13 protein-coding genes are annotated in these 12162 nt (G+C 75.6%); 1 reads left to right on the forward strand and 12 read right to left on the reverse strand.

Translation table 11 applies throughout. From position 1 onward, the window contains the following. Positions 1–14: 14 nt before the first annotated feature. From ACFW6A_RS25565 to hsaA (ACFW6A_RS25610), 10 genes are all read right to left on the reverse strand, one after another. Positions 15–929, reverse strand: coding sequence for an alpha/beta hydrolase (locus ACFW6A_RS25565; RefSeq protein WP_386643200.1), 915 nt, complete (start codon positions 927–929; stop codon positions 15–17). Continuing rightward, positions 926–1690 (reverse strand): glucose 1-dehydrogenase, encoded by a 765-nt coding sequence (locus ACFW6A_RS25570; RefSeq protein WP_351852871.1) that lies wholly within the window; start codon positions 1688–1690, stop codon positions 926–928. The genes ACFW6A_RS25565 and ACFW6A_RS25570 overlap by 4 nt, the downstream gene beginning before the upstream one ends. Next, the gene (locus tag ACFW6A_RS25575; protein WP_351852869.1) at positions 1675–2493 is read right to left on the reverse strand and encodes a glucose 1-dehydrogenase; all 819 of its coding nucleotides are present in this window, start codon (positions 2491–2493) and stop codon (positions 1675–1677) included. Before ACFW6A_RS25575 ends, ACFW6A_RS25570 begins: the two co-directional genes overlap by 16 nt. Then, positions 2490–4160, reverse strand: a complete 1671-nt coding sequence (locus ACFW6A_RS25580) for an FAD-dependent oxidoreductase (protein ID WP_386643203.1) — start codon at positions 4158–4160, stop codon at positions 2490–2492. The genes ACFW6A_RS25575 and ACFW6A_RS25580 overlap by 4 nt, the downstream gene beginning before the upstream one ends. Before the next feature lie 45 nt (positions 4161–4205). Next, positions 4206–5075: a MaoC/PaaZ C-terminal domain-containing protein gene (locus ACFW6A_RS25585; protein WP_351852864.1), complete on the reverse strand. Its 870-nt coding sequence runs from the start codon at positions 5073–5075 to the stop codon at positions 4206–4208. Further along, positions 5075–5557 (reverse strand): flavin reductase family protein, encoded by a 483-nt coding sequence (locus tag ACFW6A_RS25590; protein WP_351852861.1) that lies wholly within the window; start codon positions 5555–5557, stop codon positions 5075–5077. The genes ACFW6A_RS25585 and ACFW6A_RS25590 overlap by 1 nt, the downstream gene beginning before the upstream one ends. Further along, positions 5545–6438, reverse strand: coding sequence for a VOC family protein (locus ACFW6A_RS25595; protein ID WP_351852859.1), 894 nt, complete (start codon positions 6436–6438; stop codon positions 5545–5547). The genes ACFW6A_RS25590 and ACFW6A_RS25595 overlap by 13 nt, the downstream gene beginning before the upstream one ends. A gap of 37 nt (positions 6439–6475) precedes the next feature. Further along, complete coding sequence (hsaD, locus tag ACFW6A_RS25600; protein ID WP_386484897.1) at positions 6476–7345, reverse strand: 4,5:9,10-diseco-3-hydroxy-5,9,17-trioxoandrosta-1(10),2-diene-4-oate hydrolase; 870 nt, start codon at positions 7343–7345, stop codon at positions 6476–6478. Between the two features lie 13 nt (positions 7346–7358). After that, a complete protein-coding gene (hsaA, locus tag ACFW6A_RS25605; RefSeq protein WP_351852855.1) occupies positions 7359–8525 on the reverse strand; it encodes a 3-hydroxy-9,10-secoandrosta-1,3,5(10)-triene-9,17-dione monooxygenase oxygenase subunit in 1167 nt (388 codons plus the stop codon). A 104-nt stretch (positions 8526–8629) separates the two neighbouring features. Continuing rightward, entirely contained in the window at positions 8630–9799 is a 1170-nt protein-coding gene (hsaA, locus tag ACFW6A_RS25610) for a 3-hydroxy-9,10-secoandrosta-1,3,5(10)-triene-9,17-dione monooxygenase oxygenase subunit (RefSeq protein ID WP_386643206.1), read from the reverse strand. Between the two features lie 193 nt (positions 9800–9992). Between hsaA (ACFW6A_RS25610) and ACFW6A_RS25615 the strand changes: the two genes are divergently transcribed. Continuing rightward, the gene (locus ACFW6A_RS25615; RefSeq protein WP_351852851.1) at positions 9993–10892 is read left to right on the forward strand and encodes an IclR family transcriptional regulator; all 900 of its coding nucleotides are present in this window, start codon (positions 9993–9995) and stop codon (positions 10890–10892) included. Here ACFW6A_RS25615 and ACFW6A_RS25620 read toward each other — a convergent pair. Both ACFW6A_RS25620 and ACFW6A_RS25625 read right to left on the reverse strand, forming a co-directional pair. Next, entirely contained in the window at positions 10876–11322 is a 447-nt protein-coding gene (locus tag ACFW6A_RS25620) for an SRPBCC family protein (protein ID WP_351852849.1), read from the reverse strand. The genes ACFW6A_RS25615 and ACFW6A_RS25620 overlap by 17 nt on opposite strands. 26 nt (positions 11323–11348) lie before the next feature. Then, a complete protein-coding gene (locus ACFW6A_RS25625; protein WP_386643211.1) occupies positions 11349–12125 on the reverse strand; it encodes an SDR family oxidoreductase in 777 nt (258 codons plus the stop codon). Positions 12126–12162 lie beyond the last annotated feature (37 nt).

Here is a 12162-nt window from a genome sequence, read left to right on the forward strand (position 1 = left end):
GGGCGCGCGGGGGCTCAGGAGGCGTCGAGTGCGGCGCGCAGGACGCCGAAGGCGGTCGCGCGGGCCTCGGCGCCCTCCGGCAGGCCGCCGGCCATGGAGAGGAAGCCGTGGAACATGCCCGGGTAGTGGTGGTGCTCCACGGGGACCCCGGCGGCGGCGAGCGCCTCCGCGTAGGCGAGCCCCTCGTCCCGCAGCGGGTCGAGGCCCGCGGTGACGACGTGGGCGGGCGGCAGGCCGGCGAGGTCGGCGTGGGCGAGCGGCGCCGCGTGCGGCAGGGTGCGGTCGGCGGGGTCGGGCAGGTAGGCGTCCCAGTACCAGCGCAGGTGGTCGGCGGTGAGGAAGAACCCCTGGGCGTTCTCCCGGTGCGAGGGGCGGGAGCGCTCGGGGTCCAGCATCGGGTAGTAGAGCGCCTGGAAGGCGAGCCGGGGGCCGCCGCGGTCGCGGGCGAGCAGGGCGACGACGGTGGCCAGGTGGGCGCCCGCGCTGTCCCCGGCGACGGCGAGCCGGCGGCCGGGGTGGGTCGAGGCGGTCCACCGCAGGGCGGTGTAGGCGTCCTCGGGCGCGGCGGGGAAGGGGTGCTCGGGGGCGCGCCGGTAGTCGGCCGAGACGACGGTGGCGCCGGTGGCGCCGGCGAGGGCCCGGCAGAAGGCGTCGTGGCTGTCGAGGTCGCAGAGGACGAAGCCGCCGCCGTGGCAGAAGAGGACCACGGGGGCGTCCTCCCGGGCGTCCGGCTCGTAGACGCGGACCGGGACGCCGTCGGCGTCCCGGTCGGTGACCCGGGCGACGGGGGGCGGGGGGCCGGCGGGCCGGGGGCGGGCGGCGAAGAAGGCGCGCACCTCGGCGATGTCGGTCATGGTGGTGCCCAGCGGGGGGAACTGGCCGGCGGCGAGGTCGATGAGGGCCCGGACCTCGGGGCTGGGCGGGTTCACGCGTCGGTCTCCTTCGCGGTCAGGAGGGGCATGCGGCCGGCCGACGCCCCGCCGTCGACGGCGAGTTCGGCGCCGGAGAGGTACGAGGAGTCGTCGGAGGCGAGGAAGGCGACCAGCCGGGCGACCTCCTCGGGTTCCCCGACCCGTCCGAGCGGCGCGGCGGGGTGGGCGGCGGTGCCCAGGTGGGCGGTCATGGCGGTGGCGATGGCGCCGGGGTGCACGGAGTTGACGCGGATGCCGTCCGGGCCGAGTTCGAGGGCGGCCGTCTTCGTCAGTCCGCGCAGTCCCCACTTGGCGGCGCCGTAGGCGCCGTGGCCCCAGATGCCCTGGAGGCCGGCCTGCGAGGAGATGTTGACGATGGACCCGCCGCCGCTCGCCCGCAGCGCGGGGGCCGCGGCGCGGATGCCGAGGAAGGGTCCGGCGAGGTTGACCCGGAGGAGGGTGTCGAGGCGGGCCGGGTCCTCGTGCTCGACGGGGGACGTGGAGTAGACGGCGGCGTTGTTGACGAGGACGTCGAGCCGGCCGAAGCCGTCGACGGCGGCGGCGACGGCGGCGCTCCAGGAGGCCTCGTCGGTGACGTCGTGGCGGACGAAGCGGGCGGCGGGGCCGAGGGAGGCGGCGGTCGCCTCGCCCTCCTCCGCCCGCACGTCCGTGAGGACGACGCGGGCGCCGAGGGCGGTGAAGAGGCGGGCCTCGGCCTCGCCCATGCCGCGTGCGGCGCCGGTGATCAGCGCGACCTTGCCGGTCAGGTCGACGGGCATCGGCGGTCCTCCTTCGGGCCGGTGGCGGGGGCTGGCCGGAGCACGGGGCCCGTGGTCCAGCCACCGTCGACGGCGAGTTCGGCCCCGGTGACGTACGAGGCGGCGTCGGAGAGCAGGAAGACGACCGCGCGGGCGACCTCCTCGGGTGCGCCGACCCTTCCCATCGGGACGGCCGGATGGTCGCCCTCGCCGGTGCCGAGGCCGAGGTGGGCGGTCATGGGGGTGAGGATCATGCCGGGGTGGACGGAGTTGACCCGGACGCGGGCGGCGGCCAGCTCCACGGCGGCGATCCTGGTGAGGCCGCGGACGCCCCACTTGGCCGCCCCGTATCCGGCGGTCCGGGCGAGGCCCGTGAGGCCGGCGGCGGAGGAGACGTTGACGACGGAGCCGCCGCCGTGCTCCCGCATCACCGGGATCACGGTCCGCAGGCCGAGGAAGACCCCGGTCAGGTCGACGTCGACGACCCTGCGGAAGGCCTCGGCGGTCTGCTCCTCCAGGGCGTGGGAGCCGCCGGAGATCCCGGCGTTGTTGACCAGGCCGTCGATCCGGCCCCAGGTGGCGGAGGCGTACGCCGCGGCCGCCCGCCAGTCGTCCTCGGAGGTGACGTCGTGCCGGAGGAACCGGGCGCGGTCGCCGAGCTCCCGGGCGAGCGCGCGGCCCTCGTCCTCCAGGAGGTCGGTGACCAGCACGCGGGCCCCCGCGGCGGCGGCCGCGCGGGCCGTCGCCGCTCCGATGCCCCGGGCGCCGCCGGTGACGACCACCGTGCGGCCGCGCAGCGCCGCGTCCGCGGCCGGCCCGGTCACGGGCGGTGCTCCGCGATGTCGTCGGCGGCGAGCCAGCTGAAGGTCATGGCGGGGCCGATGGTCGCGCCGGGGCCCGGGTAGGTCTCGCCCATGACGGCGGAGGAGACGTTGCCGGAGGCATACAGGCCGGGGATGGCGGTGCCGTCCTCGCGCAGGACGCGGGCGGTCGCGTCGGTGACGAGGCCGCCCTTGGTGCCGATGTCGCCGGGGTGGACGGGGACCGCGTGGAAGGGGCCCTTCTCCAGCGGCGCCAGGTTGGGGTTGGGCAGGGTCGGGTCGCCGTAGTACCGGTCGTAGACGCTGTCGCCCCGGTGGAAGTCCTCGTCCCGGCCGGCCCGGGCGAAGCCGTTGAAGCGGTCCACGGTGGCGCGCAGCCGCTCGGGGGCGGCGCCGATGAGGGCGGCCAGCCCCTCCACGGTCGCGGCCTGCTTGACGAAGCCGCTCTCCCGCCACGGGGCGGGGAAGGGCTGCCCGGGGAAGAGCCCCATGAAGAAGTAACGGGACTTGGCCGTGGCGTCGAGGATCAGCCAGGAGGGCACGGCGGTGGCTCCGCCGCGGGCCTGGTGGGCGTACATGGCGTCGACGAACTCGTGGTACGGGGCGGCCTCGTTGGCGTACCGCTCCCCCGCCGAGTCGACGATCACCATGCCGGGGATGCCCCGGTCGGCGACGAGGAAGAAGGGCTTGTCGCCGGGGGGCACGACGGTGGGTGCGCCCCACACCTTGTCCATCAGGTCGAGGGCGGCGCCGAGGGCGAGGGCCGGTTCCAGGGCGTCGCCGGTCTGGCCTTCCGCGGCGGCGCTCCACGCGCCGGAGGTGGGGGCCGGCAGGTACTTCTCGCGCAGGGCCTGGTCGTGGGAGAAGCCGCCGGAGGCGAGGACCACGCCGCCGGCGGCGCGGACGGCGAGGTCGCGGCCGTCCTTGCGCACCCGGATGCCGGTGACCCGGCCGTCCTCCTCGACCAGTCCGGTCAGCGGGGCGGAGAGCCAGAGCTCGCCGCCGAGCCGGTCGAGGGAGTGGCGCATGCGGGCGATCAGCGCCTCGCCGAGGGAGAGCGGCTCGCGGCCGGTGACGAGGGCCTTGGCGGCGCGGGCGCCGACCTTGACGGCGGTCCGCCGGCCGGCCCAGGTGCGGCCGACCATGTTCAGGTCGTGGAAGTCCCGGGAGGTGATGGTGAGGCCGTAGGTGGGGAGGCCGGCGCGGCGCATGGTGGCGCGGCGTTCGGGGGCGAGCTTCCTGAAGTCGAAGACCTCGGGTTCGACGGAGCGGCCCTGCGGGTAGCCGCCGAGGCGCTCGGGGTAGTAGTCGGAGTAGCCGGGGGTGTAGACGAAGCGGACGTCGGTGCGGTCGTGGAACTCCCGGACCATGCGCGGCCCGTACCGCACGTAGGCGTCCTTGCGGGCGTCGGGGACGCGGTCGCCGACGGTGGCGTCCAGGTAGGCGCGGGCCTTCTCCGGGGTGTCGCCGAGTCCGGCGGCGTCCAGGTGGAAGTTGCCGGGCACCCAGATGGCGCCGCCGGACAGGGCGGTGGAGCCGCCGTAGACGTCGGTCTTCTCCACCACCAGGGCGGTCAGTCCGCGCAGCCGGGCGGTGAGGGCCGCGGCCATGCCGGCGGCGCCGGAGCCGACCACGACCACGTCGTAGGTGTGGTCCCAGGTGCTGTTCATCGCGTTCTCCCTCGTGTCGTCTTCGCCGCGGCGGGCGGTGCCGGTTCAGCGGGCGGTGACGCGGGCGTCGGTGAGGACGGGGGCGTCGCCGCGGTCCGCGGCGGTGGCGGTCAGCCGGTGTCCGTCGGCGGTGTGCCAGATCCGCAGCCGCAGCGTCTCGCCGGGGAGGAACACCCCGGCGAAGCGGGTGCGGCAGCCGGTGACCGCGCCGGCGTCGCCGTCGAGCAGGTGGTCGGTGACGGCCTTGACGGCCATGCCGAAGGTGCAGAGCCCGTGCAGGACGGGCCGGTCGTAGCCGGCCCGGCGGGCGGTGGCGGGGTCGGCGTGGAGCGGGTTCCAGTCGCCGGTGAGCCGGTAGAGCAGCGCCTGCTGGGGGAGCGTGGGGAGCTCCAGGACCAGGTCGGGTGCCCGGTCCGGGGCGGGGAGGCGGTCGGAGGGGCCGCGGTCGCCGCCGAAGCCGCCCTCGCCCCGGGCGAAGACGTGGTTGCGCTGGGTGAGGAGGGGGAGGCCGTCCTCGCCGAGGAGGGTGGACTCCTGGACGAGGACGGCGCCGCTGCCCTTGTCGTACACGTCGGCGAGCCGGGTGACGGCGGTGGCGCGGGCGGCGGCCGGCAGCGGGCGGTGCACGGTGATCTCCTGGCCGCCGTGCAGCACCCGCGCGAGGTCGAGGTCGACGCCGGGCAGCTCGAACACCTGGAAGCCGACGCCTCCGGTGCCGCCGGCGACGACACCGAAGGTGGGCAGGGTGTGGAGGCCGTCCGGGTGGCCCTCGTAGACGTACCGCAGTTCGCGCGGGTCGGTCTCGGGGACGCCCGCGCCGAGCGCCAGGTGGTAGAGGCGCACGGCGCGGTCGTCCCAGGAGACCTCGGTCCGCACCGGGGGCGCGGCCTTCGCCCTCTCGGGGTCGATCGGCATCAGAAGGCTCCGACGGCGTAGCGGCTGCGGTAGTAGAGCAGCGGCCGGCCGTCCTCGCCGGCGTCGAGGGCGACGACGTGGGCGGTGACCAGGTGGTGGTCGCCGGCCTCGTACACCTCGTGCAGTGCGCACTCGACGTGGGCGAGCGCGCCGTCGACGCGGACGGTGCCGTGGTCGCTCTCCCGCCAGGGCACGCCGGCGAACTTGTCGGGGCCGCTTCGGCCGAGGGCGGCGCAGGTGGTCCGCTGGTCCTCGGCGAGGATGTTGACGCAGAAACGGCCGGCCCGCTCGATCCTCGGCCAGCTGGTGGAGGACCTGCCGACGGCGAGCATCACCAGCGGGGGGTCGAGGGAGAGGGAGGCGAAGGACTGGCAGGCGAAGCCGACGGGTTCGCCGCCGTCGAGCGCCGCCACGACGGTGATGCCGCTGGCGAAGCGGCCGAGGACGTCCCGGAAGAGGGCGGGGTCGATCAGCCGTTCCACTGGTGGCCCCAGACGCTGTCGGCGGTGATCTCCTTGGCGACCCAGGTGGCGGGGTCGACGACGAGGCCGTCCCAGCCGTACTCGACCTGGAAGCCGCCGGGGGCCTGGGCGTAGAAGGACACCATGCGGTCGTTGGTGTGGCGGCCGAGGCTGGAGGCGATCGGGATGCCGGCGGCCTGCATGCGGTCGAGTCCGAGGCCGACGTCGTCGAGGGTCTCCAGCTCCACCATGAAGTGCACGATGCCAGGGGGCAGGGCGCCGGGGTAGAGGCCGAGGCTGTGGTGGCGGCGGTTGGGGCTGAGGAAGTGCATCCAGTGGAAGTCGCGCTGTTCGGCGGCGGTGGGGACGGCCTGCGGCGGCAGCTTCATCGAGTCGCGGAGCTGGAAGCCGAGGAGCTTCTCGTAGAAGTCGAGGGCGGCCTCGACGTCCGGGACCGGCAGGACGACGTGGCCGAGGCCGAGGTCGCCGGTTACGAAGCGGTTGCCGTAGGGGGTGGCCAGCGGGGTGTGGTCCTGGGCCTGGCCCCAGTAGAGCTCCAGCGGGTTGCCGCAGGGGTCCGTGAGGTGGATCAGGCCCTGGACGCGGCGCTCGGCGAGTTCGTCGGCGTCGGCGGTCTTGACGGCGACTCCGGCCGCCTCCAGTTCGGCGGCGGCCTCGGCGAGGGCGGTGGCGTTCGCGACCTCCCAGCCGGCGGCGAGCAGCCGGTCGCTGTCGCCGGCCCGGATCGCGATGCGGTACGCGCGGTCGTCGACGCGCAGCAGGAGGGTGGTGTCGGTGGAGCCGGGAGCCTCGGCCATGCCGAGGATGTCGAGGGTGTAGCGGCGCCACTCGTCGAGGCGGGTGGTCTCCAGGCGCAGGTAGCCGAGTGCGCGGATGTCCATGGGGAACCTCTGTGTTCGCTGAGGGGGTTCGGCGGGGTCAGTGGGTGAAGAAGTCGACGGCGAGCCGGTTGAACTCGTCGGCCCGTTCGGTCTGGGCCCAGTGGCCGCAGTGCGGGAAGACGTGCAGGCGCGCGTCGGGGATGGTCTTGAGGGCGACGAGCGCGCCGTCGAGGGGGTTGACGCGGTCCTCGCGGCCCCAGGTGAGGAGGACCGGCCGGGTGATCCGGTGGGCCTCGCGCCAGAGCATGGCGGCCTCGGACCAGCGCGGGTCGGCGAAGGAGGCCGCCATGCGGGCGGAGCCGAGCCGGGTGTCGGGGTCGGTGGCGGAGGCCCAGCGCTCCTCGACGAGTTCGTCGGTGACGATCGCGGGGTCGTACGCCATGACGCCGAGGAAGGCGCGCATCTGCTCCCGGGTGGGCTCGGGGGCGGCGTTGAACTCGAAGAGCCGCTTGATGCCCTCGGTCGGGTCGGGGGCGAAGAGGTTGACGGAGACGCCGCCGGGGCCCATGAGGAGGAGCTTGTCGGTCTTCTCGGGGTGGTCCAGGGCGATCCGGACGGCCGTCCCGCCGCCGAGCGAGTTGCCGACGAAGTGGGCGCGATCGATGCCGAGTTCGTCCATGAGGGCGGCGACGGCGTGCGCGCTGTAGCTGAAGTAGTCCCGGTCGAGCACCGGCTTGTCGGAGCGGCCGTAGCAGGGCTGGTCGACCAGGAGGGTGCGGAAGTGGCGGGCGAGGACGGGGAGGTTGCCGCCGAAGTTGCTCCAGCCGGAGGCACCGGGGCCGCCACCGTGCAGCATGATCACGACGGGGGCGTCGGGGCGGCCGTCGGGCCCGGCCTCGTGGTAGTGGAGGGTGAGGCCGGCGGCCTTGGCGGTGCGGGAGGTCGACGCGTGGGTGGGTCCGGTCATCTGCGGCTGCCTCTCAGGCCATGGTGTCTTGGATGTCGATGCCGAGGGCGCACTGCCCGTACATGACGAGGGCGCGCTCGGGGTCGTTGGCGGCGTGGCCGCGGCCGGTGTGGGCGTCGCGCCAGGCGCGCTGGACGGCGTGGGGACCGGTGCGCATGGCGTTGCCGCCGGCGTTCTCCATGAGGAGGTCGACCGCGCCGACGGCGCGTTCGGTGGCGAGGACCTGGTCGCGGCGGGTGCGGGTGCGCAGTTCCATGGGGATCTCCTCGCCGCGCCCGGCCAGTTCGTACATGGCGGCGACGTTGCGGGTGAGCTGGAGCCAGGCGGCGTCGATGTCGCCGGCGGCGCGGGCGATGCGGACCTGGGCGAAGGGGTCCTCGGCGACCTGCTGGCCGTAGGAGACGCGGAAGCGCTTGCGGGTGGCCTCGACGTAGGAGTCGTAGGCACCCTCGGCGATGCCGACGATCGGGGTGGCGATGGTGGTGGTGAAGACGCCGGCGTAGGGCAGCCGGTAGACCGGTTCGGGGTTGACGGCGTGGCCCGGCACGTCCAGGGCGGTGACGGGGCCGAAGCTGAGGGCGCGGTGCTCGGGGACGAAGACGTCGTCGACGACGATGTCGTTGCTGCCGGTGCCGCGCAGGCCGACGGTGTCCCAGACGTCGTCGATCCGGTACTCGGCCCGCGGGATCAGGAAGGTGCGCATGTCGACCGGCTTGCCCTCGGCGTCGGTGACGAGGCAGCCGAGGAGGACCCAGCGGGCGTGGTCGCAGCCGGAGGAGAAGTGCCAGCGGCCGGAGAGGCGGAAGCCTCCGTCGACGGCGGCGGCCTTGCCGGTGGGGGCGTACGAGGAGGCGATGCGGGTCCGGGGGTCGGTGCCCCAGACCTCCTGCTGGGCGCGGGGGTCGAAGAGGGCGACGTGCCAGGGGTGGACGCCGACCACGGAGGCGACCCAGCCGGTCGATCCGCAGGCCTTGGCGATCTCCTTGACGGCCGTGTAGAAGACCACGGGGTCGGCGGCGGCGCCGCCGAAGGCCGTCGGCTGGAGCAGCTGGAAGAAGCCGGTGTCCTCCAGTTCCTTGACGGAGGCGTCGGGCACGCGGCGCAGTTCCTCGGCCTCGGCGGCGCGTTCGCGCAGGACGGGGGCGAGGTCGCGAACGGCTGCCAGGACGTCATCGGCCATGGGGGCATCCCCTTTCGGGTCGTGGTGGGGGAATGCCAGGACCGTACGGGGAGCCGTCGCCGGGGTGAACGCTCCGCTCCCACTGAGCGGGAAGGCGCGCGGGTTCAGAGCATGGGGTCCTGGACGTCGAGGCCGACGGCGTCCCTGCCGAAGAGGGCGAGGGCGCGTTCGACGTCGTTGGCGGCCTGGCCGCGGCCGGTGTGCAGGTCGCGCCAGGCGCGGGCGAGGACGTCGCCGCCGCTGCGCAGGGGGCTGCCGCCGGCGTTCTCGCGCAGCAGGTCGACGGCGGTGAGGGCGCGTTCGGTGGCGAGGGCCTGGTCCCGGCGGGTGCGGGCGCGCAGCGCGCGGGAGGGTTCGCGGCCGGCGCGGACCGTCTCGTACAGCTCGGCGGTGTCGCGGGCGAGCTGGAGGCGGGCGGCGTCGATCTCGCCGGCGGCGCGGGCGATGCGGACCTGGGCGAAGGGGTCCTCGGCGAGGCGCCGGCCGGGCGGGAGGGCGGGGTGGGCGCGGGCGACGCCGACGTGGTGCTCGTAGGCGCCCTCGGCGATGCCGACCATGACGGTGGAGACGGTGGTGGTGAAGAGGGCGGCGTAGGGCAGCCGGTAGACGGGCTCGGGGTTGACCGCGTGGCCGGGGCAGCGGAGCGAGGTGACGGGGGCGTAGCCGAGGGTGCGGTGGGCGGGGACGAAGGCGTCGGTGACGACGAGGTCGTTGCTGCCGCTGCCGCGCAGGCCGAGGGTGTCCCAGACGTCGTCGACGCGGTAGTCGGCGCGGGGGACGAGGAAGGTCCGCATGTCGAGGGGGCGGCCGTCGGCGTCGTCGACGAGGCCGCCGAGCAGGGCCCAGCCGGCGTGGTCGGCGCCTGCGGCGAAGTGCCAGCGGCCGGCGAGGCGGTAGCCGCCGTCGACGGGGGTGACGGTGCCGGTGGGGGCGTGCGAGGAGCAGATGAGGGCGGAGGGGTCGCCGTCCCACACGTCGTGCTGGGCGCGGGGGTCGAGCTGGGCGACGTACCAGGGGTGGACGCCGAGGAGGGCGGCGGTCCAGCCGGTGGAGCCGCAGGCCCGGGCGAGTTCGTGGACGGCGGCGTGGAAGACGGCGGGGGCGGCGGCGAGTCCGCCGTACGCGCGGGGGCGGAGCAGCCGGAAGAAGCCGGTGTCCGCCAGTTCCCCGACGGAGGCGGCGGGCAGGCGGCGCAGCTCCTCGGCCTCGGCGGCGCGTTCGCGCAGGGCGGGGGCGAGGGCGCGGACCGCCGTGAGGACGTCGTGGTCGCGCATGGGGTGCCTCTCGGATCCGGGGCCCGGATCCTGGGCTCCTCCTGGGGTGACGAGAGGGAACCTACGCGTTACCGTTCCGAGACGGAACACCCCCTTCCCGTACCCGTGCCCCTCTGGCAATCTCCACGCAATACCGGAGATTACGGACGCGGCTCGGCTTCGGCCCGCCGCGCCGTCCGTGTGGGAGGTGTCGATGACGACCCGAGCCGCCGAGCCCGCCCCGACCGCCGAGGAGGGCGGTGCCGCCGTGCCGCCGCTCTCGCTCCTGGAGAAGGCGGCGAAGGTGCTCAGCGCCTTCCAGAGCGGCGGTCCGCGCCTGACGCTCACCGAGGTCGTGCAGCGGTCCGGGATCCGGCGGTCCTCCGCGCACCGCATCCTGGACCAGCTGGTGCAGCTGCGCTGGCTGGAGCGGGAGGGCCGCGACTACCGGCTGGGCATGGGCATGCTGGAGCTCGGCGCGATGGCCTCGCACCACAACCGGCTGCGCCGCGCCGCCCTCCCCCATCTGCACGCCCTGCACGAGGCGACCGGGCACCTGGTGCACCTCACGGTGCTGGACGGCCCCGAGGTGGTCTACCTGGAGCGCATCGGCGGCTCGGACGACTCCGGCGTGCCCTCGCGGACGGGCGGCCGCCAGCCGGCGTACTGCACCGCCTCGGGCAAGGCGATCCTGGCGTTCAGCGACGCCGCCGCGGTGGAGCAGGTGATACGCGGCGGGCTGCGGCCCCGCACCCCCCGGACGATCACCCGGCCCGACCCCTTCCGGGCGGAGCTGGCCCTGGTCCGCGAGCGCGGGGTGGCCTTCGACCAGGAGGAGGGCTTCCGCGGCGTCTTCTGCGTGGCGGCGCCGCTGCGCGGTGCGGGCCGGGCGGTCGCGGCGGTCTCGGTCTGCGGGCACGGAGTGCACCGGGAGCTGGAGCGGATCGCGCCGGTGGTGCGCGGCTGCGCGCGCTCGGTGTGGCAGTCCCTGTTCGGTCCGGGCCGGCTGCCGGAGCGGCGGCCGCAGCCGGTGGGGGCGGCGGCCGCGGCCGGCGTGCCGCAGCCGTCGATGGACAACATGATGGCCTGGCTGCGGTTCAGCGAGTGGATGTGAGGCGTTCTCGGAGCGCGGCGAGGCCGGGGGCGTAGACGCCGTCGCCGAACCCGGCCTCGACCCGGGCCGCCACCTCGTCGGTGGCGGTGTAGGCGGCGGACCAGCGAACCTCGGCGCCGTCGGGGTGCGCGTCGACGGCGAGCGTCGCCACGTACTCCTCGACGGGCAGCGCCCGCGGGTCGAGGAGCCGGTAGCGGTAGCGGCGGGCGGCCGGGTCGCGGGCGAGCAGCAGCTCGCGGGCGACCACCGCGCCGTCCAGGGCGAAGGCCCGGACGGCGCCGGGGACTTCGGGGTCGGCGCCGTCCTCCACCGTGAGCGGTGGCAGGTGCGGGTGCCAGTCGGCGAGGCCGGCGAAGCCGCCGGCCACCGCCCAGACGGCGTCCGGGTCGGCGGCGATCACGACGGAGCGTTCGAGGGTGCGGGGGTGCATGGGTGCCTCCGGGGGCGGGTTCGCCGTCACCAGACCCGGTCGCCGCGCAGGACGGCGTCGGCGCCGCCGTCCGCGAAGACCACCTGGCCGGTGACGAGGGTGTTCTCGGGCGAGGTGAGCCAGGCGACGAGCGGGGCGAGCTGCTCGGGGCGGGCGTGGCCGTGCAGGGGCATGGGGACGGCCCGTTCGACGAGGGCCAGGGTGGCGGGGTCGTCGAGGAGGGGGCGGGTCAGCGGGGTGAGGACGACGCCCGGGGCGACGGCGTTGAGCGGGATGCCCGCGCCGGCCCAGGCCTCGCCGGGGGCGGTGCGGCGGACCCAGCGGGAGACCGCCGCCTTGGAGGAGGAGTAGACGAGGTGGCCCTCGCCGCGGTCGACGGCCGCCCGGGCGGCGGCCACCGCCGCGGTCTCGTCGTGCGCGTCGGCCGCCGCCACGATCGCCGGGTCCGTGGGGTGGACGGCGTCGACGGAGCCGACGACGAGGGCCCGCGGATGGCTGCCGGCGGCGAGGAGCGGGCGCAGTCCTTCGAGGGTGGCGACGGCGCCGAAGTGGTTGACCCGGAGGGTGACCGGGTCGAAGTGGGCGACGCCCGCGCAGGCGACGACGGCGTCGAGCCGGCCGCCGGTGAGTTCCCCGGCCCGGGCCACGAGCGCGGCCCGGCCTTCGGGGGTGGACAGGTCGGCGGCGATGTCGCCGCCCGCCAGGTCGGCGGCGAGGACCGTGTGGCCGCGCTCCCGGAGGAGGGCGGTGGTGGCCGCGCCGATGCCGGAGAGCGCTCCGGTGACCAGGTACGTGCGGGGCATGGGGACGCTCCTCGTCGGGTGGGGGACATCAGGGCGT

The sequence above is a fragment of the Streptomyces sp. NPDC058758 genome (assembly GCF_042746075.1).
Lineage (GTDB): Bacteria > Actinomycetota > Actinomycetes > Streptomycetales > Streptomycetaceae > Streptomyces.

Excerpts from the sequence above, each read along its gene's own strand:
- ACFW6A_RS25570 (WP_351852871.1), bottom strand. The coding sequence starts at position 1,690 with ATGCCCGTCGACCTGACCGGCAAGGTCGCGCTGATCACCGGCGCCGCA.
- ACFW6A_RS25580 (WP_386643203.1), bottom strand. The coding sequence starts at position 4,160 with ATGAACAGCACCTGGGACCACACCTACGACGTGGTCGTGGTCGGCTCC.
- ACFW6A_RS25585 (WP_351852864.1), bottom strand. The coding sequence starts at position 5,075 with ATGCCGATCGACCCCGAGAGGGCGAAGGCCGCGCCCCCGGTGCGGACC.
- ACFW6A_RS25595 (WP_351852859.1), bottom strand. The coding sequence starts at position 6,438 with ATGGACATCCGCGCACTCGGCTACCTGCGCCTGGAGACCACCCGCCTC.
- hsaD (WP_386484897.1), bottom strand. The coding sequence starts at position 7,345 with ATGACCGGACCCACCCACGCGTCGACCTCCCGCACCGCCAAGGCCGCC.
- hsaA (WP_351852855.1), bottom strand. The coding sequence starts at position 8,525 with ATGGCCGATGACGTCCTGGCAGCCGTTCGCGACCTCGCCCCCGTCCTG.
- hsaA (WP_386643206.1), bottom strand. The coding sequence starts at position 9,799 with ATGCGCGACCACGACGTCCTCACGGCGGTCCGCGCCCTCGCCCCCGCC.
- ACFW6A_RS25615 (WP_351852851.1), top strand. The coding sequence starts at position 9,993 with ATGACGACCCGAGCCGCCGAGCCCGCCCCGACCGCCGAGGAGGGCGGT.
- ACFW6A_RS25620 (WP_351852849.1), bottom strand. The coding sequence starts at position 11,322 with ATGCACCCCCGCACCCTCGAACGCTCCGTCGTGATCGCCGCCGACCCG.
- ACFW6A_RS25625 (WP_386643211.1), bottom strand. The coding sequence starts at position 12,125 with ATGCCCCGCACGTACCTGGTCACCGGAGCGCTCTCCGGCATCGGCGCG.